This is a genomic window from Ruegeria sp. AI2, assembly GCF_056541275.1.
In genome coordinates this window covers 629,779-655,367 of record NZ_JBQFYB010000001.1, presented here as the reverse complement: position 1 = coordinate 655,367, position 25,589 = coordinate 629,779, and the positions used below count along the sequence as shown (strand labels likewise).

The window sequence follows — 25,589 nt, the reverse complement described above, 5'->3', positions numbered from 1 at the left end:
TAAGACTCTCAGCCGGTCATGACATTGTTGCCGAAATGCATGAACTCCTGGCTCATACCAGCAATCTCTCCGGCCTCCAGTTTCAGGCTGGCACTGTCAAGCAACTGATAGCTTTGCTGTCCCTTTACCCACTCGTCTGCTGATTGCAGCGTGGTCAGCGTATAAGACGTGACTTCGTTCAGGTAATGAGTTGGGATAATGATCTTTGGCTTTAGCTTGGCCACGATGTCATTACCCTGATCGAAACTCAGGATATGTTGCGACCCGTCTACTGGTAGGGTCAGAACATCGACCTTTCCGACGGCGTCCCAAAACTCCTGAGGCGGATTGTGGCGATTATCACCCCAGATCAGCGTACGAATGCCGCCTGTTTCCACCAGATAGACCACCATATCCATATGACCCACATTGTTCGGTGGGCAGGCTTCGACCCCAAACTCGGCCAGTGCATTGGTCCAGTTGTACCACCCCGGCGCCACGCAGGCATGTTTATCTGCAAAACCAGTGATTTTGATATCGGCGAACTCGAAATTGCCCACCATCCTGTCCAGCACCATGGTCGAGCTTGGTCGTTCGATTGCGTCGTGATCGAAATGCGCATGTGTCGACAAGGTAATGTCCACCGGGAATTGGGGGAATTCATTGCGGAACCAAAGCCCCCACGCGCCCGACGGGTCATCACGCCAGGGGTCGAACAGGACCGTTGCGCCGTTGGGCGAGGTGATCTTGATGGCGCAATGGCCATAATAGTCGATACTGACAACTCCGGCACTGGCCTGCCCCGTCGATCCCTGCAGGTCGATCACATGGTTATTGTTCCCTGGTTGCAACCACGCCTGCGATTGCGCCTCGGCCGGTTTTGCCCCCAGCACTGAAGCTGTCGCGCCAACACCGGCAGCACCTGCCGCCATGAAAAATGACCGCCGAGACAACCCCGGTGCCAGATGATCCTTGTCCCCTTTCAGGATGGTCGGTTTCAGATCCTTGCGATCCATATCTATGTACCTCTCTGTTGGACGTGCGCCGTTTTTCGGCACCTCATCCCAGAGGGTAGCAAGCCAAAGCACATCAGCTCAGACCGAAAAAATGGGGGTGGAATATGGGGGCATTCCCCACATTCAACATTCACGAAATCGAGAGCAAATGACTGCGCAGGTTTTGATCCCGTCCCTCAAGTCCTAGTTTTCGACGAATGTTGTTGCGGTGAAAATCGATTGTCGACGTCTCTCGGGACAGGGCCTTGGCAATGTCCTTCGTGGTTTTCCCAAACATGACCATCTGTGCAATTTCCATTTCGGTCGGGGTCATTGCCGCGAAGGCATCCGTCAACTTGTCAGACAGCGAAGACGTGATCTCGTTCAGGTTCTTTTCGGCCAGCTCAAGATAGACAAATTGCGCCTCGTCGCCGGAAAGCTGCGCCCGAACCTTTTCAAGATACGGCAAAACTCTGCTTCGAACCTGCTCGACGATTTCGTGATCCCGGTTCTTGCGGTCATCGTCGAGACTTGAGAGCAATACGCGCAACGCTGTGTTCGTCTCCTGCAACTCTCGGGTTCGATCCGAAACACGCGTTTCAAGCTGGGCAAGTGTTTCGTTCAGTTTCTCCTCCAACGCGCGTCTCAGATAAACCTCTTGCAACAAAGCCAAATCCGACTCGACCATGCGCGCGAACTGCGTCAGCCCCTCTCGGAACAACAAGGCCCGCCGGTTCTGTTTTCGGTCCAGAACACAGATTGTGCCAAACACCGAGCCATCGGGCCATTTCAGCGGTAAGCCGATGTAAAAGGTCATTCCGTGTTCCAGGTCGTCGTTATCCGCCCAAACCGGATCACATTTGGCGTCCTCGACCACCAATTCTCCGTCACGCTCCAGAACACCCTGGCAATATAGCTTGGGGTTCAACTGGAAACTCAGACCGACCGGATATGGATTCTCGGGGTGATCGGATGTGATCAAAACCGCATGATCCGGCGCGTCGGTTTTCATGATCAGGCTTGCGGGCACGTCGGCCAGTTCTGCGACCAGATCAACAAGTTGCTGCCAGTTTGCCAGCGTTTCTTTGGGAATCTGCGGGTGATCAGCAGGCATAAGGGGCCTCACCAGTTACTGGGCGATACCCTGTCAGGTTAGTTGGAGGCGTTACACTGAATCAAGAAAACGACACTCTGCGGCGCAGCATCGGTTTCAGCCGCCCCAGATAACCTTCACGTAGTTCTGGGTTTCCTTGTACGGCGGGATACCACCATGCCTTTCAACCGCATCAGGTCCCGCGTTATAGGCCGCCAACGCCAAAGGCCACGATTTGAACTTGCGGTATTGCCAGGACAGATATCTGGCACCGCCTTCGAGGTTTTGCTTGGGATCATGAGGGTTTACGCCCAAAAGCTCAGCCGTTTGTGGCATAAGCTGCGCCAATCCCAACGCACCTTTATGTGACTTCGCCTGTGGGTTCCAACCACTTTCCTGCTGCACGAGACGCAAGAACAGATCTTCAGGGATGTTGTGAAGGCGGGCAACACGTCGCGCGATTTCCAGATATTCTCCGCGATATTTTCCTGAATATCGTTTGCTGACCTGATCGCGCGTTGTTTTGGGTTTCAGCCGGGCCGAGTCGCGGTACTGGGTTGCCGCACGAGAATCCAGAACCTTCGCCTGTTTAAGGAAAATATCCTTGCGGCTTTTGCTGGACAATGTTTGTGCCTGCACCGGCGCAACGGCCAATACAAGGCAGGCAACGGAAAACCCAGCAACCCAAGAACGCATCTTTGCTTATCCTGCTCGATCAAAACCAGTGGGAGTATAGGTATTCCCGCAAAAAATGAAAGCTTGGTAAATAGTACAGTAAGACTCTTGTTCGACAGTGTTGTATCAACTGTTTTCAACCATGATGCAGGCCGTATAGGGTCTCACGAAACTCATTGCGCCAGATTCGGCGCATTTACGCAGAACAGAACGAGGATTTACATGGCGGGTTCAGTCAACAAGGTCATTCTGGTGGGAAATCTTGGCCGCGACCCCGAAGTCCGGTCGTTCCAGAACGGTGGCAAAGTGTGCAACCTGCGCATTGCCACCTCGGAAAACTGGAAAGACCGCAACACGGGTGAACGTCGTGAACGGACAGAATGGCATTCGGTTGCTATCTTCTCGGAACCACTGGCCCGCATCGCTGAGCAATATCTGCGCAAGGGCAGCAAGGTTTATATCGAAGGCCAGCTGGAAACCCGCAAATGGCAGGATCAGTCCGGTCAGGATCGGTACACGACCGAGGTTGTCCTGCGCCCTTATCGCGGGGAACTGACCCTGCTGGACGGTCGTGGCGAAGGCGGTGGCGGCAGCGGCGGCGGGTATGGTGGCGGCCAGGCCGGTGGCGGTTACGGTGACCCCTATGGCGGTCCATCCAGCTCTCCGGCACCAGCCTCGGGCGGAATCGACGACGACGAGATTCCGTTCTAAGTAAAACGGAGAAACAACATGACATGGTCCTTCTCTCTCGGCCGATTGCTCGGGTCCGAATTGAGGGTCCATGTCACCTTTTTTCTGCTGCTTGCATGGGTCGGTTTTGCCGCGTTCTCAGCCGGTGGCATGCCAGCCGCGATAGAGAACCTTCTCTTTGTTCTGGCGCTGTTTGCCTGCGTTGTCGCGCATGAGTTCGGTCACGCCCTTATGGCGCGGCGCTATGGTATCAAAACCCCCGACATCACCCTTCTGCCCATCGGCGGCCTGGCCCGACTTGAGAGAATGCCGGAAAAACCCATGCAAGAGGTTCTGGTGGCGCTTGCGGGCCCGGCAGTGAATATCGCAATCTTTATTGGCCTTGCCGTGCTTGGCGCAGGGATGCCGCTTGAGACCCTCGCGCAATTGGAGTCACCAAATGTGAGGATTGTGGACAAGCTGGCCTATATCAATCTGCTCTTGGCCATCTTCAACTTGATCCCGGCATTCCCAATGGACGGAGGCCGCGTCTTTCGCGCCCTTTTGTGTTTACGCATGAATCGTGTCAAAGCCACCCGAATTGCAGCCGTTGGTGGCCAGGTTGTCGCCATCGGGTTTGGATTTCTAGGGCTGAGCTCTGGCAATCCAATTCTGGTATTGATCGCCGTATTTGTGTTCTTTGCGGCCAATGCAGAAAGCCAGGAAGTCGCTTTGCGATCCGCGGTCCGCCGCGTTCTGGCCCGGGACGCGATGATCACCGAATTTCATGCCCTATCCCCCAGCGATACGCTGAGCACAGCTGCGCAAGCCGTCATTCACACCACGCAGCACGAATTTCCGATACTAGACTCAAATCACACTTTGCTGGGTTTTGTGACACGCGATCGCCTGTTCACTGCCCTGGCAAGCGACCAGCCCAGAACTTCGCCCGCGACCTCGATCATGGATGCCAACGTTCCCGCAGTCTTGCTGACAACCGGCCTTGAGGACGTGCTGGAACACCTGCACAATGGGGCTCCGGCCATTGCAGTTCTGACCCATGGCGGTCACATGATCGGTTACATAACCCGCGAAAACATTGGCGAGCTGATGGTTATTCAGGGCCGTTGATCCCCTGCGTCACACCGGGGCCAGCGCGTCCGACAGAACCGACAAGACCGCATCCTTCGGCACATCCGAGGTCACAAAAGCCTGACCAATTCCCCGGGCCAGAATAAAACGCAGCTGGCCGTCCACAACCTTTTTGTCCTGCCCCATCAGATCCACCAGCGCCTCGGCACTTGGCAAGTCACCGGGAATATCAGCCAGGTCCGTTTTCATGCCCATCGCCCGCAGATGCGCGCGTACCCGGCTTGGGTCTTCTTGCGAACACAGGCCAAGGCGGGACGAAAGCTCGAACGCAAGTGCACAGCCAATGGCCACGCCCTCGCCATGCAATAGACGGTTCGAATAACCTGTGGCGGCCTCCAAGGCATGGCAGAAGGTGTGCCCCAGATTCAGCAGGGCGCGGTCACCTTGTTCGGTTTCATCCCGGGCCACGATATCGGCTTTCATCTGAACCGAGCGGGTTACCGCACGCACACGTGCGGCCATGTCGCCCGAGGAGACGCTTTGCCCGTTCACCTCAAGCCATTCAAAGAATTCCGCATCCCCAAGCAAGCCGTATTTCACCACCTCGCCATACCCTGAAAGAAAGTCCCTCTGGGTCATGGTCTGCAACACAGATGTATCTGCCAGAACCAGCGATGGCTGATGAAAAGCGCCGATCAGGTTCTTCCCCTGAGGGGCGTTGATCCCTGTTTTCCCCCCGACGGAGCTGTCTACTTGCGCCAGCAAAGACGTGGGGATTTGCACGAACCGAACGCCTCGGCGCAGGACGGCCGCGGCAAAGCCTGCAAGATCACCAATTACGCCACCACCAAGGGCCACAACAACGTCCCTACGTTCAACCTTTTCAGCCAACAGCCACTCAACCGCGCGTTCGAAATGAGGCCAGCTTTTGGTTGCCTCGCCGGCGGGCAAGGCCAGCGCGGACATTTCGATTCCGGCGACTTTCAGACCTGCACACAGCGCGTCCAGATGTAGGTCAGCAACGTTCTCATCTGTCAGGACGGCCACCTTGGGGCGCGCCAATAGTGGTGCAATCCATTCGCCCGCTCGTGCCAGAAGATCCGGACCGATCTCAACGTCATACGACCGGTCACCCAGTTCCACATGTACTGTTTGATGCATTATCTGATTTCCAAAACATCAGGGCGCGCCAACAAGGCGTTGACAACCCGGTCCACCATATTCTCGATCGACGTTTCGCCATCCGAATCCACGATCAGATCAGCCTCGGCGTAAACCGGAACACGCGCCTCGTAGAGGGCTTTCAATGTCGCATACGGATCAACGGTGCGCAGCAGTGGGCGCGTGTCCTTGTGGCGAACTCGGCTCCACAAAACTTTCAGGTCTGCCCGCAACCAGACAGACGCCCCACGCAAGGTGATCAAACGCCGGTTGTCGGGCTGAAGAAACGCCCCGCCACCCGTTGAAAGGATGCCTTTTTTTTCGTCCAGCAGGCGGCTGATGACCTGTGTTTCCTTGGTGCGAAAAAACGGCTCCCCGTCCCGCTCAAAGATTTCGGGGATGGTCATGTTGGCGGCTGATTCGATTTCAGCATCACTATCCAGAAAGGGAACACCCAGACGCGCGGCCAAAGCGCGGCCCACGGCCGTCTTGCCGGCCCCCATCATGCCCACCAGAACCACGGTTTTGTGCAGATCAAATCGGGTCTGCGCGTCCGCTGAATGCGTGTTATGCTTAATTTCGCTCATTTCACCGTGAATGACGTGATCTTGGGAAAAATGCCAGTTATAACTTGGTCAAAATCAAAAATTGAGGCAGCGTGACGCCATGAGCCGTCTGATCAAATTCCTGATATATGTTCTGTGCCTGACATTCATCGGGCTGGTTGCCTATGCCTATGTCGGTCCATTCTTTGGTGTGGATTTCTCTGCGCCTCAAAGTGAAATTCGCGAGCCGGTTGTACTGGATGTCAACTAAGCAACTGCTTTTGGCAATCACACTGGCCGGGTCGGCACATGCGCAGGAACCCTTATCCGCCATCGAATGGCTGACAGACCCGCCGGAAAACCTGCCGGGAACCGTTCTGCTGGAACCACCGGTTACGCAAGATGGCGCATTGCCGGAAATTGAAGTGACTTCGCTTGAGGCACTGTCGCAGCCGTTGGGCCTTGTTTCGTCCTCTGTCACCGGTCTGCCCGTCGACCTTTGGCAGGGCAGCGAGGCGGATCGCCTGGCCGAACTGATCGCCGACGTCCACGTGCGTGACAACCCGGCCATGCAGCGTTTGTTGTTCACGTTGCTCTTGTCTGAAACCCGCGCGCCGTCGGGGCCTCTGGCCGAAGAAACCCTTTTGCTGGCCCGGCTGGATCGGTTGATGCAACTGGGTGCCGCTGATCCGGCACAATCGCTTGTTCAACTGGCCGGACCCACTGACACGCAGGACCGGTTCAAGCGCTGGTTCGATGCGACGCTCTTGACCGGGGATGAGGATCGTAGCTGTACCGCCCTTATTGCCGAGCCGTATCTTTCGCAGGACTATGCGGCTCAGATCTTTTGCAAGGCCCGCCGCGGGGATTGGGCTTCGGCTGCGCTGACGCTTGAGGCGGCACATGCGCTTGAAATCCTTCCACCCGAGGATCTGGCTGTTCTGGACCGTTTCCTCAGCCCGGAACTGTATGAAGGCGCAGCTTACCTGCCGCAGCCGGAAAACCCTGATCCCCTGACGTTCCGTTTGTTTGAGGCAATTGGCGAACGACTCCCCTCCGCTCCGCTGCCGCGGGCGTTTGCCAATGCGGATCTGCGCGATGTCGCAGGTTGGAAGGCACAGATCGAAGCAGCGGAACGGCTTACCCGAATTGGCGCATTAACCCCCAATCAGCTGCTGGGCCTTTATACCGAGCGTGATCCGGCAGCCTCAGGTGCTGTCTGGGATCGGGTGGCCGCCGTTCAGCGTTTTGAAAGCGCGTTAGACACCGGGAACGCGGAAGCGATCGGAAAGACTTTGCAACCGGTCTGGCAACAGATGCGCAGTGTCGGGCTTGAGGTTCCGTTTGCCGAACTTTTCGCCGAGCGCTTGTCGTCTGTCACATTGCCGGTTGCAGCCACCGAAATCCTGCGCTGGCGTATTCTGATGCTGTCGGGGCTTTACGAACAGGCCGCCTTGGCAGCGCCCGACACATCCAACGAAACCCGATTTCTTGCCGCTTTGGCACAAGGTGACCCCGGGCGCGCGGTGTCCCCGTCCCCTTTGGCTGATGCTGTCGCTCAGGGGTTTGAATGGGCAGCGCCTGTGCCAGGCGACATTGATGCGCTGCTGGCCAACGGTCAATTGGGCGAAGCCATTATTGAAGCCATGCAACTGTTTGCACATGGCGCACGGGGCAATCTGGTGGACCTGACAGCGGCAATTGCAACATTCCGGCGCGTTGGGCTGGAAGACACCGCGCGACGTGCGGCCCTGTCCCTTTTGATCCTGCAAAAGCGTTGATCATGGGCTCTCCGGCATTAGGTTCGCTGTGGATTTCAACGTTCTTGCAGGCGCAGGCGGCAGAGCTAGGCGCGGCTACCAATACGCTGCTGGCTTATGGGCGCGACCTGAAAGATTTTGCCGAATGGCTGGACCGCAAGAAATCCGGATTTGATCAGGCAGATCGCGACCTGATCGAAGCCTACCTGATCGACTGCGATGCACTGGGCTTGTCACGTTCGACCCGCGCACGGCGTTTGTCTGCTATCAAGCAGCTGTACCGGTTTGCCTTCGAGGAAGGCTGGCGCGCGACCAATCCTGCCATTCAGATCAAAGGTCCCGGCCGGCAGAAACGGCTGCCCAAGACGCTGGATGTGCCCGAAGTTGATCGTTTGCTGGAGGCTGCCCGAAAAACCGGGAGAACCGAATCTGACAGGCTAAGAAACACCTGCCTGATGGAGGTTTTGTACGCTACCGGAATGCGGGTGACTGAACTTGTCTCCCTGCCCGTCTCCTCGGCCCGTGGCGACCCCCGGATGCTGCTGGTGCTGGGAAAAGGGGGGAAGGAGCGAATGGTCCCCTTGTCGCCGCCGGCCCGGGATGCTTTGGCCGCTTGGCTGACCGCGCGGGACGAGGCCGAGGATCTGGCCGCGGAAAAAGGCGCTCAGCGCTCGCGCTTTCTGTTCCCATCACGCGGCAAGTCCGGTCATCTGACACGGCACAGGTTCTTTTTGCTGGTGAAAGAGCTGGCTGTACGCGGCGGTGTTTCTTCTGAAAAAGTCACACCACACACGCTGCGCCATGCATTCGCTACGCATCTGCTGGCCAACGGCGCTGATCTGAGATCGATCCAGACGTTATTGGGCCATGCAGACGTAGCGACGACAGAAATCTATACGCATGTTCTGAATGAACGTCTGGCGGAACTGGTGTTGCAACATCACCCGCTGAGCAAAGACCGCAATGGGGACAAGGGCTAAGACCTTGATCCAGCGGGGCGACGTCCCCATAACGGATGCAGTACACAAACCTATCAAGGACCAATGGAACCCTTACCTTCTATGATCGACGGCGCATTCTGGTTTACGACCGGCGCTATCCTGTTCCTGCTTATCCTGTCCGGATTTTTCTCGGGCTCGGAAACGGCGCTGACCGCCTCATCTAGGGGGAAACTGCGCGCTCAGGCCGACAAGGGATCGCGCGGGGCCAAAAAGGCTCTGGAAATCACCGACGACAACGAACGTCTGATCGGGTCGGTTCTGCTGGGCAACAACCTCGTCAACATTCTGGCCGCGTCACTGGCGACGGCGTTGTTCACACGTCTTTTTGGCGAAAGCGGTGTGGCATTGGCGACCCTGGTCATGACCTTTCTGGTGTTGATCTTTGCCGAAGTGCTGCCCAAGACATACGCCATCACCAATTCCGAAAAGGCCGCTGCGGCCGTTGCGCCGATCATCAGCGTGGTCGTGACCGTGTTTTCGCCTGTTGTCGCGGCCGTACGTTTGTTAGTGCGTGGCGTATTGCGCCTGTTCGGAGTTCAGATCGATCCTGACAGCAACATTCTGGCCGTGCGCGAAGAAATCGCAGGCGCCCTGCAACTGGGCCATTCGGAAGGGGTTGTCGAAAAAGAAGATCGCGACCGCATCCTCGGCGCACTGGATCTGGGCGACCGCACGGTGGAAGAGATCATGCTCCACCGTTCCAACATCGAAATGATCGATGCGAACGCCCCACCCGAAGCTATCCTGAGGCAATGCCTTGAAAGCCCTCACACTCGTCTGCCTGTTTTCAGGGACGAGCAGGAGAACATAGTTGGCGTTGTTCACGCCAAGGACTTGTTCCGCGCGATGTATGCACAGGCTGGCAGCAGCGATGGCGGCACCGACCGGCTGGCCAGCTTCGACATCGGCAAGGTCGCAAATGCCCCCTATTTCGTTCCAGAGACCACAACTCTGGATGACCAGATGCGCGAGTTTCTGAGGATGCATGGTCATTTTGCGCTGGTGGTGGACGAATACGGCTCATTGCGTGGACTGATCACGCTTGAGGATATTCTGGAAGAAATCGTGGGCGAAATCGCCGATGAGTTCGATATCGCCGAAGAGGTGCCGGTCGTGCGGACGGATGATGGCCAATTCCTTGTCGAAGGTGCTATGACCATTCGCGATGTCAATCGTGCGCTGGACTGGTCGCTACCGGATGAAGAAGCCAACACTCTTGCTGGTCTGGTCATCCACGAAGCCCAGATGATCCCGGTTGTTGGGCAAGTGTTCTCGTTCCATGGCTTCCGGTTCGAGGTTACAGCACGCGAAGGCAATCGTATCACAGCCCTGAAAGTGCGGCCCTTATAGGGTTTGGACGCTAGACAAAAACGACGCGCTCTGTCGCTCGTTTGACAGAATGCTTTGCCATTGATCTGCACCGTCCTACCAGAAAAGGAGGAGCGTATGAAAAACACATGCCAGGTGGTCGTCATTGGTGGCGGTGTTGTCGGATGTTCGGTTCTTTATCACCTGACCAAGCTCGGGTGGTCGGACGTCATGTTGCTGGAACGGTCCGAACTGACCAGCGGATCGACCTGGCATGCGGCAGGCGGGTTTCACACCCTCAACGGCGACACCAACATGGCGGCGCTACAGGGATACACGATCAGGCTGTATAAAGAACTGGAACAGATCACCGGCATGTCCTGTGGCCTGCACCACGTGGGCGGTGTGACACTTGCCGACAATCAGGACCGGTTTGATATGCTGCTGGCGGAACGCGCCAAGCATCGGTTCATGGGGCTTGAAACAGAAATCGTCGGCCCGGAAGAAATCAAAAAGATCGCGCCCATTACAAATATCGACGGAATTATCGGTGCTCTTTATGATCCGCTGGATGGACATTTGGACCCCTCAGGCACCACCCATGCCTATGCCAAGGCCGCGCGAATGGGCGGTGCCACAATTGAAACCCATTGTATGGTGCGTGAAACCAACCAGCGCCCCGATGGAAGCTGGGATGTCGTCACCGACAAGGGCACAATCCATGCCGAACACATTGTTAATGCAGGCGGGCTTTGGGCACGTGAAGTTGGCGCCATGGCCGGTGTCTATTTTCCCCTGCACCCGATGGAGCATCAATATCTTGTCACCGACGCGATCCCACAGATCGAAGCAATTATCGATGCGGGTGGCGAGCATCCCCATGTCATGGATCCGGCAGGTGAAAGCTATTTAAGGCAGGAAGGGCGTGGCCTGTGCATCGGGTTCTACGAACAGCCCTGCAAGCCCTGGGCAGTAGACGGCACCCCGTGGGATTTCGGGCACGAGTTGCTGCCCGATGACTATGACAAGATCACCGACAGTATCGAATTCGCATATCGCCGCTTTCCCGTGCTGGCTGAGGCTGGGATAAAATCGGTGATCCATGGGCCGTTTACCTTTGCCCCTGATGGCAACCCGCTGGTCGGCCCTGTACCCGGAATGCGCAACTACTGGTCGGCCTGCGGTGTCATGGCCGGGTTCAGTCAGGGTGGCGGCGTTGGCCTGACGCTGGCGCAGTGGATGATCGAAGGCGAGCCCGAGCGCGATGTGTTTGCCATGGATGTTGCCCGCTTCGGAGACTGGATCAGCCCAGGTTACACCCGCCCCAAAGTCATCGAGAATTATCAGAAACGCTTCAGCGTCGCCTATCCGAACGAAGAACTACCTGCCGCGCGCCCCAACCGCACAACACCAATGTATGACATCTTCAGCGAGCTGGGCGCGGTCTGGGGGCAGCAATACGGCCTTGAGGTCCCAAACTATTTTGCTCAGGAAAATGAGCCGGGGTTTGAAACGCCATCCTTCCGCCGCTCGAACGCGTTCGCGGCGACAGGGCGCGAAGTGCGGGCGGTGCGTGAAGCTGTGGGTATCAACGAAGTCCACAATTTCGGCAAATACCGCATCACCGGACCCGATGCTCGGAACTGGCTGGACCGGATCATGGCTGGCCGCATTCCGAAACCCGGTCGGCTGTCTTTGGCCCCGATGCTGTCGCACAAGGGCAAGCTAATCGGTGATTTCACCGTTTCCTGCCTGACTGACACCGAGTTCCAGCTTACGGCGTCTTATGGCAGTCAGGCCTTCCACATGCGGTGGTTCCAGCAAAACGCTCAGGACGGCGTGAGAATTGAAAACGTCAGCAACCGGTTGAACGGCTTCCAGATTGCCGGCCCGAAGGCAACGCAAGTTCTGGCAGCCTGCACCCGAGACGACTTGGCCGATTTCAACTTCCTGAACGTGCGCCGGATGACTGTCGGCATGACCGACTGTATCGTTCAGCGTGTCAGCTATACGGGTGATCTTGGTTATGAAATCTATTGCGACCCCTTAGCGCAGCGTCAGCTTTGGTGGACGCTGTGGGAGGCCGGACAACCCCACGGCATTGTTCCGTTCGGAATGCGCGCAATGATGAGCCTGCGGCTAGACAAGTTCTTTGGCTCATGGATGCGGGAATATTCGCCAGATTACACCGCCGCAGAAACGGGGTTGGACCGGTTCATTGCTTTCAACAAAAACACCCGTTTCATCGGCCGCGATACAGCGGAATCAGAACGGGCCAACGGAACCACCCGCCAGCTGGCAGCCTTCGAGGTTGAAACAGACGATGCAGACGTCAACGCCTATGAACCGATCTGGCTGGATGGTTCGGTTGTCGGGTTCTGTACCTCCGGCGGCTATTCTCATTTTGCGCAAAAATCCGTCGCCATGGGCTTTCTGCCGTCCGGGCGCATAGAAGATGGTCTGGGGGTTGAAATCGAGATTCTGGGGCAGATGCGCAAAGCGAAGGTTATCTCGACACCTTTGTTTGACCCAGATGGCACACGCATGAGGGGATGACAGCACACATGACTGACGGCAGTGAGGCACAATGACCGAAATCCCAATCATCCTGCTTGCCGCCGGTCAATCCAGTCGTATGGGCGGGTTGGACAAGCTTTTGCAGCAAATCGATGGCATTCCACTGCTGACCCGCACTGCGACCCTTGCGCGTGGTGTGGCGCCTGTCCTTGTCGCCCTGCCACCGCGTCCACACCCAAGATATGATGCACTTGCGGGACTGGATGTTCAGACCGTTCCGGTTCCGGACGCGGCAGAGGGAATGAACGCCAGTTTGCGCAACGCCATAGAATACCTTCCTGTAGACGCACCCGCAGTCATGGTTTTGCTGGCCGACTTACCTGACCTGACCCAGGCTGATCTGAGAACGATCTTGAATGCACGTCAATTACATCCCGACAATGTAATCTGGCGCGGAACAACCGCAGATGGAAAGCCCGGGCACCCGGTGATCTTCGATCGGACGCTTTTCAGTCAGCTCTTGGCATTGCACGGCGATCACGGCGCGCAGACGGTGGTTCGGTCACAACAGGGTGGCGTATTCCTGCAAGCCCTACCCGGTCAAAACGCGGTTTTGGATTTGGATACGCCGGAAGATTGGGATGCTTGGTGCAAGAAGCGCACTTCTTGAATAAACACGGCCCGGTCGATATCGACCGGGCCGGTGCCCAATACAGGACTACCACTTTCCACAATTCCAAAAGTTTGACCAATAGGTCTTAAAGACGCTCTGGTTCCCTAGCCGCTAAACCTAAACAAGACCCCCTCGTTAACACGCCGCTAAAACTTCCGGTAACTGAGTTAGCCGCCAGCGCCCCCTAGCGCTTTTGGCTTCCCCTCACTTGGGCAATTTCATCCTCACTTATCCGATCCTTAGAAACAACGTAAAATTGGAAGAATAGGTTAATTTCGCGCACCTCGATTTGGCTTTTAGGCAACATAGCTCCACGGCTTGCTCAACCTATAGGCGATCCAAGTCCGGTGCGCATATCAACGATTCGGGATTAAGCGCAAACTTATGCACCCATTCAGCTGCCTGTCAGCAAAGTTACAGCGTCAAGTCCGATGACTCCCGGACTCGCCCACAACCATTGGAAGAGCAGCACTTTTCCCCACTATTCAGTGAAAGCATTGTCAACAAAACAAAGAAAATTCAACTTTTTTGAAAGTTTGACGTCCGTTTTGGCAACAATCCTCCGATTCGCCTTCGACCTACCCGGTTAAATCAGCGAATCCTGATCAACGTCCTTCGCCACAAAACACCCGCTTTGTGGCAAAATTAAGATTTATTAATTGATCAGTCAGGAAACCCCAATCCTGCCAGTGCATCTCATGTCTCAACGCGCAACGGAAATTGCGTGATCAAACCAGGAGACAGAAATGAGCATCCGAAAATCTTCGCTTTTACTTCCCCGCACATCCAACTGGATGGGGGTCAGCGCATTGGGCGCAGCTATGCTGGCCACAACCGCTTTACCTTCGATGGCGGATGAGGCGCTTGCCGATCTTGTCGAATCCGTTTCCCCTTCGGTTGTAACCATCATTGCCGAGCAAAAGGCCGGCCCAAGCCCCGCACAGGGGCAGAATTTTGATTTCGACGGTCATCCGTTTGGGGAATTCTTCAAGCGCTTTGGTGGGCCTGAAGGGTTCAACATGCCTCAACGCGGGCCGGCACAAGGGCTCGGGTCAGGGTTTGTACTGGATGAAGCCGGTTATATCGTCACCAATCACCATGTGGTGGACAATGCCGCGACTGTAACCGTTCGCCTAAGTGATGACCGAACATTTGAGGCCGAGGTGGTTGGCACCGACCCGCTTACAGACATCGCAGTCTTGAAGATCGATGCAGGCCCGGGCCTGCAAGCTGTCGAACTGGGTGACAGCGATGCAATCCGCGTAGGCGAAGATGTCGTAGCGATCGGAAACCCGTTTGGTTTGAGTTCGACGGTCACTACCGGCATTGTATCGGCCAAAGGTCGCAATATCTCGGACGGGCCTTATGCCGAGTTCATTCAAACGGACGCCGCCATCAACAAGGGCAACTCCGGTGGCCCGCTTTTCAACATGGACGGCGAAGTAATTGGCGTGAACTCGGCCATATATTCCCCCAGTGGCGGATCTGTCGGACTGGGATTTGCCGTAACCTCGAACATCGTTGAGCATATTGCGGCCGATCTGCAGGATGACGGGCAGGTCAGCCGTGGGTGGCTGGGTGTATCTATCCAGAATATCAGCCCGCAGCTTGCGGCGGCGCTGGGAATTGATGCCTCCTCGGGTGCACTGGTGGCAGATGTTGTCGCCGACAGCCCCGCTGACGGAGTTCTGGAACAAGGCGATGTTATCCTGTCCTTCAACGGCGAAGCCGTAGACTCCAGTGGTGACCTGCCCATTCTGGTGGGCACAACCAAGGTCGGCACCGCCAGTAATTTGACCATTCTGCGCGATGGCAAACAGGAAACGGTCACTTTGACCGTTGGCCAGCATCAGGCAGCGGCGGCTCAGTCCGACACCCCTGTCGAATCCGAGGCGGCAGGCACGTCGCTTGGTGTCACCGTGACCCCGCTGACCGAAAAGGTGCGGGCCGAGGCAGGTATCGCTAAAGCCGTCGAAGGTGTGGTCGTCACAGACCTGCAACCGGACAGCCCTGCGGCTCGGGCGGGTCTGCAACGTGGTGATGTGATCGTCAAACTGGGCAACCAAGACACGTTCACACCCGAAGCGCTGAAGGCGGCACTGGACAGCGAAAAGACAGACCCGGCACTGGTATTGATCAATCGGGCCGGCAGCCAGATCTTCGTTGCCGTCGAACTGGTCTGACCAACACTATGCGCGCGCCGCTTGATGGGGAGATCCGGCGCGCGCCTCACCCGGCGGACCTGAGTTGTCCGCTGTCCGTCGGGCTTGCCGGGTGCGTGCCCAGCACCCGGCAAGATATTCTGCATTCCATGGGCTTTGTTTGGATAATGTGTTTAAATCCCAAGGGAAAAGGAGCCAGATCATGAGCCGCCGTCTGTTGATCGTCGAAGATGACGCTGACACCAGGGATTTCATTGCCAAGGGGTTTGGCGAAGAAGGCTATGTGGTCGAAACGGCTGCTGATGGCCGAGAGGGATTGTACCATGCAACGGATGGCGGGTTTGACGCCATTGTGCTGGACAGGATGCTTCCCGGTCTGGACGGGCTGTCGCTGATCAAATCCCTCCGCGCGGCGGGGTTGAAAACACCGGTCTTGATGTTGACGGCCATGAGCGCAGTGGACGAGCGCGTCAAAGGATTGCGATCAGGCGCCGACGATTATCTGGTCAAGCCCTTCTCGTTTCAGGAACTTCATGCACGGATCGAAGCCCTGTTGCGACGTCCGCAGGAATCCGAGGAAACGCCGACTCTGACCTGCAAGGATCTTGAAATGGATCTTCTGACCCGCAAGGTTACGCGGGACGGCCATGAGATCACGCTGACGCCCCGTGAATTCCAGATCCTTGAATTCTTTCTGCGCCGCAAGAACCGTGTCGTGTCGCGTACCATGCTGCTTGAGGGCGTCTGGGATTATCATTTCGACCCGAACACCAACGTTGTGGATGTTCACATCTCAAAGCTGCGCCGCCAGTTGGATGAAGGCGGAGACACACCTTTGATTGAAACTGTTCGCGGAGCAGGTTACATGATGTCCGATGGATAACCTTCGGCTTTCCCTTAATAATTCACGAACAAGACTTGTCGCCACCAGCATGGTGCTAAGCACGTTCCTGACCGCGTCCGTGCTGGCATTGGTCTATGTGACGGCCAACAGAAGCATCGAATCCGAGACCCGATCAGTCGTGTCCGCCGAACTGACCGGGCTTGCAGATGAATATGAACGGCGCGGGCTGATCGGGCTGATCACAGCGATCGAACGCCGTCTTCCAAGCGCGCCCGACCGAGACGCGCTGTATCTTCTGGCGGATCGGCAAGGCGTCAAGCTTGTGGGTAACCTGAAAACCTGGCCGGTCAATGTGACCGCCGGAAGCGGTTGGGTCGACCTTGAGTTGCGCAGGGCTGACAATGACCAACTGGTGCCTATCTCGGCGGCATCGATCCGCCTGCCCGGTGGCGAACGCCTTCTGGTGGGACGGGATGCGGCGGCCCGTCAACAATTCGACCGTGTATTGTTCCGATCTCTGGCACTGGCGCTAGGGATAGCATTTGTTCTGAGCGTGATCACCGGCTGGCTGTTCACACGCCTGGTGTTTTCACGCCTGTCGGACATTGCAAGCACAGCCGAAAACATCGTTTCCGGCGATCTTTCCAAAAGGATGCCCCTGCGCGGAACCGGGGACGAGTTCGATCAGGTCTCTGGAACGCTGAACAACATGCTCGACAGGATCGAAGAGCTGGTCAGTAATCTGCGCACTACCTCGAACTCGATCGCACATGATTTGCGCTCTCCTTTGTCCCGCCTTCGTCAACGTGTCGAGTCCCTTTCCGAGCCCGGCAAAAGCGATCTGGACCGCGAAATCGACATTGCGCGGGCAACGGGAGAAATCGACCATGTTTTGCGGGTCTTGGGACAGCTTACCGAAATTTCGCGGGCCGAGGCTGGTCTGGGTCGCGAGCAATTCGAAGACATTGACTTGCAGCAACTGGTTGGCGATGTCGTAGAGCTTTACGATCCGGTAGCCGCGGATCAGGACATCCGTCTTGAGGTTACGGGCTCTGCCCCAGCTATTCAGGGGCACCGGCCCCTCCTCTCGCAGGCTCTTTCCAATCTGCTGGAAAACGCTATGCGCTATGCACCGGCAGATACCGCAATCACGATCTCAATCGGTACCCAAGGCGGATTTGCCCAATTGCGGGTTCGGGACCGTGGTCCGGGTGTTCCGCCCGGAGAGTTGGATCGCCTTCAGCTTCCCTTCGTTACGCTTGATCCGGCGCGGACGGAACGCAACGCGGGATTGGGGCTCGCACTGGTTGCCGCGATTTCCCATATGCATGGCGGGACATTCGCAGCCCGAAACTGCGACCCGGGTCTGGAAACCACGATCAATCTGGCAATTCAGAGTTAATCCGGCAGTCCGTTTACCGCCAATATCGTGTTTTTATACCGTTTATCGCCTGTAACTTCCGCACCGAACCAATCCGGTGGGACATAAGCATTTGCGGCTTCACTGGTATGGAATTCAACCTCAACCAAACGCAGGGGTTCCAGGCCGCCTGAGAAAACATCCAGCTCGAACTGGTGGCCGTCCGGCATTTGATCCGTGTAACGTACCTTCTCGACCCGGCGTCCTTGGGTTTCCGGCCAGAAAGTTTCGAACTGGTCTCGGGTTATCACTGTCTCACGCTCAACACGTACAAGATCACCTCCCCCTTTCAAGGTCAGGAAAAACACATCGTTCCTTTGCCGCAGGCGCAATTCGGTCGAATCCTCCGGAGAGGTAAGATAACCCTGACGCACCATTGCTTTTTCTGCGCGGCTCAAGTCCGGTAAATTTGCCACCAGAAACTTGCGCTCAATTTCTGTACTCATCGGAGCGCTCCCACTCTTTCTTCCAGCTCATCAAACAGCGCCCGGTATGCTTGCCAGCCGCGCCGCGACCTGCGTAAGTATTGGCAAAGGCCCGATGCTGCGCCATTGAAAAGAACGACCGCAGCTTTTCTGATGCATATTGTGTTTGTCGAAAATGCTAATCAGTTGACCAAATAACCGCTCGAACAGGGTTGTGGGAATGGCAGGAACAAGGATTTCATTGGCGGCTCGAGAATAGACCCCAGACGCATCCCCAGAATCGCGATCGCACAGCAAAACCTGCCGACCGGTTTGCACACAGACATAGGCAAGGTTCACGGAAGTCGCGGTTTGTCCAACACCGCCCTTATTGCTGTAAAAGGCAATGATTTTCATTCCTTACTCCTTTTTGTGGTGAAACAGACTGCGGAACATGTGCCGGATTTCTTGCCCGTCAAACTGATGGAAACTTGCGACAACGCGCTTTCTTTCCGTCTTTTGGCGTTGATCAAGCACAGCGATTAGGCCGCCCACGGACAAACCGATCTGCGCGTTTACGCGGCCTTGCGTATCGGCGCGAGACGCTACAAAGGTCAACAACGCATTTTGCTGAACAGAATAGTCGTTGAACAAACCAAGACTATCCTGAAGTTTTTTCAACGGCTTAAGGATCACTTTAAATCTATTCCCGTCGAATAGTGGGGCAAACAATTCCATCAGATATCTTAGCTTTTTGCATTCGATACGAAGGTCATGCACCGTCTTGTCTGGTTTATCGTCGCTTATGCCGCGCGCCAGTTTGCACACCTTGCGATAGCGCTTCCAGATCAGCGCGCAGGCATAGTCATACGCACCAAGATGCGCGTTTGGCCCAAGGTCCAAGTGATCTGAACTTGCGAACATTGCGGTCAGGTCGGTCATGGACGTCGTGTAGTCGGCGCTGCGCAACCAGCGTGACAGGCGCAGTTGCTCTTGTGTACGTTCCGTTTGAAACTGATCAAACATCTCGGACAGTCCTGAGTGAAGGTTCGGCGGGATAAGATTGAAATACTTGTCTTTTTCCAGAAGGTAGACATCCAAATCACGCAGAGGTCCAGTACAGGTCATGAGGTCGGAAAAGACCCGCTTCAGCTCGGCCGTCTGGGCCTCGGACAACACACCCTTGAACAGGCTGATCACTGACCTGATCTTGCGCAACGATACCCGGTAATCGTGCAAAAACTCAGTGTCGATATCAGCGATCACGCCCTCTTCGTTTTGCCGCGCAACCCGCAGATATGTTTGAATGATTTTTGCAGCGACTTCGCAGGAAGGTTCTGCTTGACCAATCTTCATTTCAGGCTTGGCCTGATAGGGAACCATGTCTGGAAACAGACTGGAATAGACGGTTTCAATGTCACGAACACCGCCCGAAATGTTGGCGAGAGCAGAACGGACCAACTGATAGGCCTTCTTATACCCGCGCAACTGCTGAATTCGTACAATGGTCGCCTGCCCTGATTGCGTTGACATGTACGTTAAAGTTCCCCTGACTTGAATCTTTTGCTGATCATCAAGCACGGCAAGGGTCTTTGCCTCGATCTCTCCAACACCGATCTGCGTCAGCGCCCGTAGTTCAGGAAAGTCGCTTAGCGCCTTCTGCACAGGTCCTACTGGCAAGTCCCGCGCAAACCGCAGATACCCCGAGTATTGCTGAGACAAAGGGCCATGATTCTTCCGCAGCAGGTGCAACACCCCGCTGGTATGGATCAAAGCACGACCGGAGGCGCGCAATGACTGATCGTGACAATCCAGCAATGCGAAAGCTTTGACGGGGCTATCGGGTGAAGCTTTTGGGGGAAACCCGGCAATGGCACTTTCCAGTGCCGTTTCGTCAATCTTCGCTGGGAAAATGAACTGATCGCCTGACGATCTGGTCATGATAGGCCTTTCCAGTTCAAATTCAGAAACCCCTTTACAGGTTTCTCAACGGTCATTTGCGCGCCCGCCCCTTTGTTTGGTGGGCTGCCCCAACGCCATTCTGGGTTTTCTTGTTCAGTCTCGGCGGAACCCGAAAGGACATCAAGGCATTATGACTGCGACCGAGTGTATTCACGGGGTGACAGGCCCCGGGCGCCGAAGTAAGACACCGCTATGAGCGAACCAGTATCTTCAATCCGAAACCTTGGCCCCGCCTTTGAACAGGCCTGCGCCCGCGCTGGTATTCATTCGGCCGAGGCGCTGCGTGAACTGGGGCCGGACGAAGCCTATGCTCGCCTGTTGCGCGCCGGCACCAGGGCACATTTCATCGGATACTATGTTTTGGTGATGGGATTGCAGGGCCGCCCGTGGAACGACTGCAAGGGTGACGAGAAAAAAGCCCTGCGCGAAAGGTTCGACACAATCAAAGCCGGTAACGGGGCGGCTCCGGAAAACCAGATGATTGCAGATCTGGACGCCATCGGGGTTCGTGTTGCACCAAAGGACCTAAGGCAGGTCTGAACGATTAAGGCCGCACCCAACCAAGGATGCGGCCCCAATCTGTCAGCAATGGCTGTGGCTTAGCCGACCAGCTCAATGCCCGAGAAGAAATATGCGATTTCAACCGCTGCGGTTTCCGGAGCGTCCGAACCGTGGACCGAGTTTTCACCGACCGATTCCGCGAATTCGGCGCGAATGGTGCCGGGGGCTGCGTCTGCAGGGTTGGTTGCGCCCATGACTTCACGGTTCTTTGCAATGGCGCCTTCGCCTTCCAGAACCTGAACAACAACCGGAGCCGACGACATGAATTCGCACAGTTCGTCATAGAACGGACGTTCGGCATGAACGTCATAGAACTTGCCAGCCTGAGCTTTGGTCATGTGAATGCGCTTTTGCGCCACAATGCGCAGGCCAGCTTCTTCGAACTTAGCGTTGATTTTGCCGGTCAGGTTGCGACGGGTTGCATCGGGTTTGATGATCGAGAATGTGCGTTCCAGTGCCATGTCGGCCTCTCCTTATAATGTGACGCGGGACCCGCGCCGAAATCCATCGCGCGCCGGGTATCACGGTCTTTGGCCCATGAAAAGTGTAATGATGCCTTGCCCGTGGCTTTGCAGTTCAGATTGTGTCTGGCAAAGGGTCGACGCGGTCCAGTCGACGGACGTAAAGCACCGCCAGTAAGCCAGCAAAGCTACAGGCCCACATCATGCCCAGTACCAGATACGGCCCATTTTCGGGGCTAACGAACGCGCCGGTCATTGAGGTCAGAACAGCTCCCAAAGCCACGATCATTGCCCCCGACAGCCCTGCCGCGCTTCCTGCCAGTCCGGGGCGTACCGACATGACACCGGCCGCGGCATTGGCATTGGTCAAACCGTTGCCAAAGCCGACACAGATTGCCGAGCCGAAGAAGACCCAGACCGATCCCTGATCAGCGAGAAACAGCATCAATCCGCAAAACGGCCCGGTCGAGGCCACGATCCGCCCCGACAAGATCATCGTCGTCAGCCGCGTCCGGGCCGCAATCCGACCGGTGACAAAATTGCCAACCATGAACCCGCCGGTGATGATGCCAATCCCCAGCCCCAGCGTTGCTGGGCTCAGGTCGAACCACGCTGCGGCAACCAGCGGCGCACCGGTGATAAAGCTGTAGAACCCCCCAATCGAAAACGCCGCGCATAGGGCATAACCCCAGAACCTGCGGGCACGGAACAGGTGTGGATACTCGCGCAGTTGGGCACCAAATGTGGACGAGCGGTTGGTGTTGGTCTCGCCCATGTCGAACCAAAGCAGCACCAGCAACCCTGCCCCAAGCAACGAGTACAGGACAAACCCCGAGCGCCAACCGAAAAGCATATCCAGCGCCCCACCCAACATCGGCCCAAGCATCGGGGCCAGCGCCATGGCCATCGCGACGTAACCGAGTTTGCTTGCCGCCTCATTCGGTGCGTAACGGTCTCTGATCGACGCGCTGGACAGGACCGAGCCCGCGACAACAGCAGCCTGAAGCAGACGGAAGCCAAGAAAAACCCAGATCGATCCAGCCAGCGTGCATCCGATCGACGCAAGGACAAATATTGATATACAAATCAAAAGGATAGGTCTGCGACCAAAGCGATCTGATAAAGGGCCCATAATCAGTTGCAATACTGCCGAAACCGCCAGATACCCCGCGACCGACAGGTTCATCAGACCGTAATCCACAGCGAAATCTTCACTCATATGTGCCAGCGACGGCAGGAACATGTTGAGCGTCAGTACAGACAGCGCCGTAGCAAAGATCAACGTGATCAGGGATGGAGGCGTCCGGGCCGCGCGCATGTGGAAAACCGTTTCAAAAAGCAAACGAGACAGCGCTAACACATTGCTTGACGCTTGAAAATGCCAAGCCGCTGGCGGCGGCATCACACCTCTGCTAAGAGCGCTCCATGTTACGGATCGAAGACATCACCTATGCCGTTGAAGGCCGCCCATTGTTTGATGGCGCCAGCGCAACCATACCAGACGGTCACAAGGTTGGCCTTGTGGGCCGGAATGGCACGGGAAAGACCACGCTTTTTCGCCTGATCCGCGGGGAACTGGCGCTGGAATCGGGCAATATTTCGGTCCCCAAGCGCGCCCGCATTGGCGGGGTCGCGCAAGAGGTCCCCTCGTCCAACGTTTCGCTGATCGACACTGTTCTGGCCGCTGATACCGAGCGCAGCGCCCTGATGGCCGAGGCTGGCAACGCAACGGATCCCACGCGAATTGCCGAAATCCAGACGCGGCTGGCCGATATCGACGCCTGGTCGGCCGAGGCCCGCGCGGCCTCGATCCTCAAGGGGTTGGGGTTTGACGACGCAGACCAGTTGCGCCCCTGCTCGGATTTCTCGGGCGGTTGGCGGATGCGCGTGGCCTTGGCGGCAGTTTTGTTCTCTCAACCGGATTTGTTGCTGTTGGACGAACCGACCAACTATCTGGACCTCGAAGGCGCGCTGTGGCTGGAAAGCTATCTGGCGAAATATCCGCACACGGTCATAATCATCAGCCATGACCGGGACTTGCTGAACCGTGCCGTAGGGTCGATCCTGCATCTGGAGGATCGCAAACTCACCTATTACGCCGTGCCTTATGACAAATTCGCCGAACGGCGGGCGGAACGTCTAGCGCAGGCGGAATCCGAGAATGCAAAGGCAAAGGCCCGCATCGCTCATTTGCAGAGCTTCGTGGATCGGTTTCGATATAAGGCATCCAAGGCCGTTCAGGCCCAATCGCGCCTGAAAATGATCGAACGCATCCAGTTGGTCTCAACCCCGCAAGAGGCCGCGCTGCGCGCGTTTTCCTTCCCCGAACCCGAGGAACTGTCGCCGCCGATCATCCAGATCGAAGGTGGTGTCACCGGCTATGGCGAGATCGAAGTACTGCGCCGCTTGAACCTGCGCATCGATCAGGATGACCGTATCGCGCTGTTGGGCAAGAACGGTCAGGGCAAATCTACCCTGTCCAAACTGTTGTCAGACCGCCTGCCCCTCATGGCGGGTAAGATGGCCCGCAGCAACAAGCTGCGCATCGGGTATTTCGCTCAGCATCAGGTGGACGAGCTTTATGTGAACGAAACGCCACTGGACCACCTGCGCCGCCTGCGCCCGGACGAGGCGCCAGGCAAGTGGCGCTCGCGTTTAGCGGGGTTCGGCCTGAATGCGGCTCAGGCGGAAACCGAGGTTGGCCGCCTGTCGGGTGGGCAAAAAGCACGCCTGTCACTGCTGCTGGCCACCATCGACGCACCGCATATGCTGATCCTCGATGAACCGACGAACCATCTGGATATCGAAAGCCGTGAGGCGCTGGTCGAAGCACTGACCGCCTATTCCGGCGCTGTCGTGCTGGTCAGCCACGACATGCACCTTCTGTCGCTTGTTGCCGATCGGTTGTGGCTGGTCTCGGACGGTACGGTCAAATCTTATGACGGTGACCTTGAATCCTACCGGGCCCTTTTGCTGGCGCGTGACAAACCGGTGAAAGAAAAGCCGCAAACAGAGAAGCCCAAACGCGCCTCGCGCGATACCATGCTGGCACTGCGGGCGGACCTGCGCAAATGCGAGGACCGGGTCGAGAAACTGACAGAGATGCACGACAAGCTCGCGGCAAAACTGGCCGACCCGGCGCTTTACGAAGACGACAAGATCAACGATCTGGAAACCTGGAACCGCAAATTCGCCGAGGTGGTCGAGGCCATGCAAAAAGCAGAAGCGCTTTGGATCGCCGCTGCCGAGCGACTGGAACAGGCAGAAACGGTATGAGCGATCCCGTTGTTGAAACCAAAGCGATGATCGCGGGAATGCACCCCGAAATTCAACCCGACGAATTCGCATTTGTGGTCTGGCCCGAAGATATGGACTGGCCCGACGGGACACGCGCCAGTTATGTCGAGGCCGAAGGGCTGTCTTTAATCGTTCCGTTCCATTGCGCACCAAAAGAGGCGGTTGCTATGCGTTGTATCACGCTTCAAGTGCACTCCTCGCTCGAAGGCGTGGGTCTGACCGCTGCGGTCTCGGGGGTGTTGGCACAGGCCGGAATTCCGGCGAACATGGTTGCGGGCTATCACCACGATCATGTTTATGTTCCCTCCGGACGGGCCGAAGACGCCCTAAAAATTTTGAAACATCTGCAACAGAGTAGCAAAGAGTGATTGACACCGCATTTCTGATCACTGCGTTCACAACGCTTTTCGTGGTTCTTGATCCACCGGCGCAAACTCCGATTTTTGTGGCCCTGACCCAGAACATGGATTGGCACACGCGCCGCTCTGTCGCGATACGCGCATGCCTGACGGCAGGCGGCATTCTGGCCATGTTCGCGGCCTTTGGCGAAGCGTTGCTGGGTTTTGTCGGCATCTCGATGGAGGCGTTTCGCGTTGCGGGAGGTGTTCTTCTGTTTCTGACCGCGCTCGACATGCTGTTTGAACGCCGGACCAAACGTCGTGAAAACAGCGCCGAAGAAGAAGAACATCCGGACCCGTCGGTGTTTCCGCTGGGCATCCCACTGATTGCAGGACCCGGTGCGATTGCCACCATGATCCTACTGGCCGGTCAACATCCCGGCATTCAGGGTCTGGCGGTGGTCATCGGCGTTATGCTGGTCGTTCTGGCAATGGTTTTTGTGATGTATCTTTCATCAGGGGCCGTGGCACGGCTTTTGGGGAAAACCGGGCTGAACGTGTTGACCCGGCTTCTTGGGATGCTGCTGGCTGCATTGTCTGTTCAGTTTATTCTTGATGGCCTCAAGGCCTTTGGATTCGCATCTTAAATCCCCATATTCACAAGGTTGAGGG

Annotated in this window: 25 protein-coding genes; 15 read left to right on the top strand and 10 right to left on the bottom strand. The window is 56.6% G+C overall.

Annotated features, from left to right (window positions below):
- Nucleotides 1-8 precede the first annotated feature (8 nt).
- The 3 genes from ACR0LL_RS03220 to ACR0LL_RS03210 form a co-directional block, all read right to left on the bottom strand.
- Entirely contained in the window at nt 9-995 is a 987-nt protein-coding gene (locus ACR0LL_RS03220) for an MBL fold metallo-hydrolase (RefSeq protein WP_480583925.1), read from the bottom strand.
- 130 nt (nt 996-1,125) lie between these two features.
- Nucleotides 1,126-2,088, bottom strand: coding sequence for a LuxR C-terminal-related transcriptional regulator (locus ACR0LL_RS03215; RefSeq protein ID WP_480583922.1), 963 nt, complete (start codon nt 2,086-2,088; stop codon nt 1,126-1,128).
- A 96-nt stretch (nt 2,089-2,184) separates the two neighbouring features.
- A complete protein-coding gene (locus ACR0LL_RS03210; protein WP_480583920.1) occupies nt 2,185-2,763 on the bottom strand; it encodes a lytic transglycosylase domain-containing protein in 579 nt (192 codons plus the stop codon).
- Nucleotides 2,764-2,964: 201 nt separating this feature from the next.
- Between ACR0LL_RS03210 and ssb the strand changes: the two genes are divergently transcribed.
- Complete coding sequence (ssb, locus tag ACR0LL_RS03205; RefSeq protein ID WP_267363903.1) at nt 2,965-3,453, top strand: single-stranded DNA-binding protein; 489 nt, start codon at nt 2,965-2,967, stop codon at nt 3,451-3,453.
- An 18-nt stretch (nt 3,454-3,471) separates the two neighbouring features.
- Complete coding sequence (locus tag ACR0LL_RS03200) at nt 3,472-4,542, top strand: site-2 protease family protein (protein ID WP_480583917.1); 1,071 nt, start codon at nt 3,472-3,474, stop codon at nt 4,540-4,542.
- Nucleotides 4,543-4,551: 9 nt separating this feature from the next.
- On the opposite strand, the gene aroB is transcribed toward ACR0LL_RS03200, so the two are convergent.
- Both aroB and ACR0LL_RS03190 read right to left on the bottom strand, forming a co-directional pair.
- Nucleotides 4,552-5,664: a 3-dehydroquinate synthase gene (gene aroB, locus ACR0LL_RS03195; protein WP_480583914.1), complete on the bottom strand. Its 1,113-nt coding sequence runs from the start codon at nt 5,662-5,664 to the stop codon at nt 4,552-4,554.
- On the bottom strand, nt 5,664-6,251 hold the full coding sequence (locus ACR0LL_RS03190) for a shikimate kinase (RefSeq protein WP_480583911.1): 588 nt from the start codon (nt 6,249-6,251) through the stop codon (nt 5,664-5,666). Before ACR0LL_RS03190 ends, aroB begins: the two co-directional genes overlap by 1 nt.
- Before the next feature lie 79 nt (nt 6,252-6,330).
- On the opposite strand from ACR0LL_RS03190, the gene ACR0LL_RS03185 reads away from it, so the two are divergent.
- The 9 genes from ACR0LL_RS03185 (at nt 6,331) to ACR0LL_RS03145 (ending at nt 17,876) form a co-directional block, all read left to right on the top strand.
- Nucleotides 6,331-6,480, top strand: a complete 150-nt coding sequence (locus tag ACR0LL_RS03185) for a hypothetical protein (protein WP_267363898.1) — start codon at nt 6,331-6,333, stop codon at nt 6,478-6,480.
- Nucleotides 6,470-7,990, top strand: a complete 1,521-nt coding sequence (locus tag ACR0LL_RS03180) for a hypothetical protein (protein ID WP_480583908.1) — start codon at nt 6,470-6,472, stop codon at nt 7,988-7,990. Before ACR0LL_RS03185 ends, ACR0LL_RS03180 begins: the two co-directional genes overlap by 11 nt.
- Nucleotides 7,991-7,992: 2 nt before the next feature.
- Nucleotides 7,993-8,949: a site-specific tyrosine recombinase XerD gene (locus ACR0LL_RS03175; protein WP_480583906.1), complete on the top strand. Its 957-nt coding sequence runs from the start codon at nt 7,993-7,995 to the stop codon at nt 8,947-8,949.
- An 81-nt stretch (nt 8,950-9,030) separates the two neighbouring features.
- Nucleotides 9,031-10,320: an HlyC/CorC family transporter gene (locus ACR0LL_RS03170; protein WP_480583903.1), complete on the top strand. Its 1,290-nt coding sequence runs from the start codon at nt 9,031-9,033 to the stop codon at nt 10,318-10,320.
- Between the two features lie 96 nt (nt 10,321-10,416).
- Entirely contained in the window at nt 10,417-12,834 is a 2,418-nt protein-coding gene (locus ACR0LL_RS03165; RefSeq protein WP_480583900.1) for a GcvT family protein, read from the top strand.
- A gap of 31 nt (nt 12,835-12,865) precedes the next feature.
- Complete coding sequence (locus ACR0LL_RS03160) at nt 12,866-13,465, top strand: nucleotidyltransferase family protein (protein WP_480583898.1); 600 nt, start codon at nt 12,866-12,868, stop codon at nt 13,463-13,465.
- A gap of 749 nt (nt 13,466-14,214) precedes the next feature.
- Complete coding sequence (locus ACR0LL_RS03155) at nt 14,215-15,651, top strand: DegQ family serine endoprotease (protein ID WP_480583895.1); 1,437 nt, start codon at nt 14,215-14,217, stop codon at nt 15,649-15,651.
- 181 nt (nt 15,652-15,832) lie between these two features.
- On the top strand, nt 15,833-16,513 hold the full coding sequence (locus ACR0LL_RS03150) for a response regulator transcription factor (RefSeq protein ID WP_267366336.1): 681 nt from the start codon (nt 15,833-15,835) through the stop codon (nt 16,511-16,513).
- A complete protein-coding gene (locus ACR0LL_RS03145) occupies nt 16,506-17,876 on the top strand; it encodes a sensor histidine kinase (RefSeq protein ID WP_480565059.1) in 1,371 nt (456 codons plus the stop codon). Before ACR0LL_RS03150 ends, ACR0LL_RS03145 begins: the two co-directional genes overlap by 8 nt.
- Here the strand turns inward: ACR0LL_RS03145 and ACR0LL_RS03140 are convergent.
- The 3 genes from ACR0LL_RS03140 to ACR0LL_RS03130 are packed head-to-tail and all read right to left on the bottom strand — an operon-like array spanning nt 17,873 to nt 20,239.
- Nucleotides 17,873-18,340, bottom strand: coding sequence for a CYTH domain-containing protein (locus ACR0LL_RS03140; protein WP_480583892.1), 468 nt, complete (start codon nt 18,338-18,340; stop codon nt 17,873-17,875). The two genes, ACR0LL_RS03145 and ACR0LL_RS03140, sit on opposite strands and share 4 nt — an antisense overlap.
- A 30-nt stretch (nt 18,341-18,370) precedes the next feature.
- Entirely contained in the window at nt 18,371-18,715 is a 345-nt protein-coding gene (locus ACR0LL_RS03135; RefSeq protein WP_480583889.1) for an AAA family ATPase, read from the bottom strand.
- Nucleotides 18,716-18,718: 3 nt separating this feature from the next.
- On the bottom strand, nt 18,719-20,239 hold the full coding sequence (locus tag ACR0LL_RS03130) for a CHAD domain-containing protein (protein WP_480583887.1): 1,521 nt from the start codon (nt 20,237-20,239) through the stop codon (nt 18,719-18,721).
- Nucleotides 20,240-20,452: 213 nt separating this feature from the next.
- On the opposite strand from ACR0LL_RS03130, the gene ACR0LL_RS03125 reads away from it, so the two are divergent.
- Nucleotides 20,453-20,800 carry a TfoX/Sxy family protein gene (locus ACR0LL_RS03125; RefSeq protein ID WP_480583884.1) on the top strand — a complete coding sequence of 116 codons (348 nt, stop codon included), beginning with the start codon at nt 20,453-20,455 and terminating at the stop codon, nt 20,798-20,800.
- A 59-nt stretch (nt 20,801-20,859) separates the two neighbouring features.
- Here ACR0LL_RS03125 and ndk read toward each other — a convergent pair whose 3' ends face one another.
- Entirely contained in the window at nt 20,860-21,282 is a 423-nt protein-coding gene (ndk, locus tag ACR0LL_RS03120; protein WP_008757405.1) for a nucleoside-diphosphate kinase, read from the bottom strand.
- Nucleotides 21,283-21,397: 115 nt separating this feature from the next.
- Nucleotides 21,398-22,600, bottom strand: coding sequence for a multidrug effflux MFS transporter (locus ACR0LL_RS03115; RefSeq protein WP_480583882.1), 1,203 nt, complete (start codon nt 22,598-22,600; stop codon nt 21,398-21,400).
- Nucleotides 22,601-22,707: 107 nt separating this feature from the next.
- Between ACR0LL_RS03115 and ACR0LL_RS03110 the strand changes: the two genes are divergently transcribed.
- The 3 genes from ACR0LL_RS03110 to ACR0LL_RS03100 are packed head-to-tail and all read left to right on the top strand — an operon-like array spanning nt 22,708 to nt 25,564.
- Entirely contained in the window at nt 22,708-24,558 is a 1,851-nt protein-coding gene (locus ACR0LL_RS03110) for an ABC-F family ATP-binding cassette domain-containing protein (protein WP_480583879.1), read from the top strand.
- The gene (locus ACR0LL_RS03105; RefSeq protein WP_480565080.1) at nt 24,555-24,947 is read left to right on the top strand and encodes an ACT domain-containing protein; all 393 of its coding nucleotides are present in this window, start codon (nt 24,555-24,557) and stop codon (nt 24,945-24,947) included. The genes ACR0LL_RS03110 and ACR0LL_RS03105 overlap by 4 nt, the downstream gene beginning before the upstream one ends.
- A complete protein-coding gene (locus ACR0LL_RS03100; protein WP_209504138.1) occupies nt 24,944-25,564 on the top strand; it encodes a MarC family protein in 621 nt (206 codons plus the stop codon). Before ACR0LL_RS03105 ends, ACR0LL_RS03100 begins: the two co-directional genes overlap by 4 nt.
- Nucleotides 25,565-25,589 lie beyond the last annotated feature (25 nt).